This is a genomic window from Pseudonocardia halophobica (genome assembly GCF_027922425.1).
In the GTDB taxonomy this organism is placed as follows: domain Bacteria; phylum Actinomycetota; class Actinomycetes; order Mycobacteriales; family Pseudonocardiaceae; genus Pseudonocardia; species Pseudonocardia halophobica.
Genome location: NZ_BSFQ01000233.1, coordinates 1 through 619 on the forward strand (window position 1 = coordinate 1; position 619 = coordinate 619).

The window sequence follows — 619 nt, forward strand, 5'->3', positions numbered from 1 at the left end:
CCATGGAAGCCGCAGCGGCTGGCCATCTCACCCCGCGCCTGCGCACGCGGCCGGGCGAAACCGGGAGCGGCCTGTCGGGCGGCGAGGCGCGGCGCCTGTCGCTGGCCCGCGCCCTGCTGACCACGCCTGATGTGATCCTCGCTGACGAGCCGACTGCAGATCTGGATGCGGAAACCGCGCGTGCTGTCACCGAGGGCCTGCTGTCCCAGCGTGCAAGAGGTGCGACACTGGTCATCGCCACCCATGACCCTGCACTTGCTGCACGCATGGACCGCATCATCCATATCGGAGGCGCCACATGAGCGCGCTTTGGCAGATCCTGCGCCTGATGCTGCGGGACCAGCGCACCGCCCTGCTGCGCGGCGCGGCATTGTCAGTGCTGGTGCTGGCGATGGGCGTGGCGCTGCTGGGTCTTTCGGGCTGGTTCATCACCGCCGCTGCCGCAGCCGGTCTGGCCGGGGTGGGGGCCACGTTTGACGTCTTCCGCCCCTCGGCCATGGTGCGCTTTCTGGCGCTGGGCCGTGCCGCTGCGCGATATGGCGAGCGGCTGGCCACCCATGACGCCACACTTCGTGCGCTGGAAAGCCTGCGGCTGCGCCTGATGGCTGGCCACCTGGCC

The 619-nt window shown here is 70.3% G+C and carries 2 protein-coding genes; both read left to right on the top strand.

The features are described from left to right. Positions 1-302: ATP-binding cassette domain-containing protein (locus PKE99_RS39270; RefSeq protein WP_271215139.1), on the top strand; the 302-nt coding region annotated here is incomplete at its 5' end. Beyond that, the coding region (locus tag PKE99_RS39275) for a hypothetical protein (RefSeq protein ID WP_271215140.1) at positions 299-619 on the top strand (321 nt) is incomplete at its 3' end. The genes PKE99_RS39270 and PKE99_RS39275, both read left to right, overlap by 4 nt.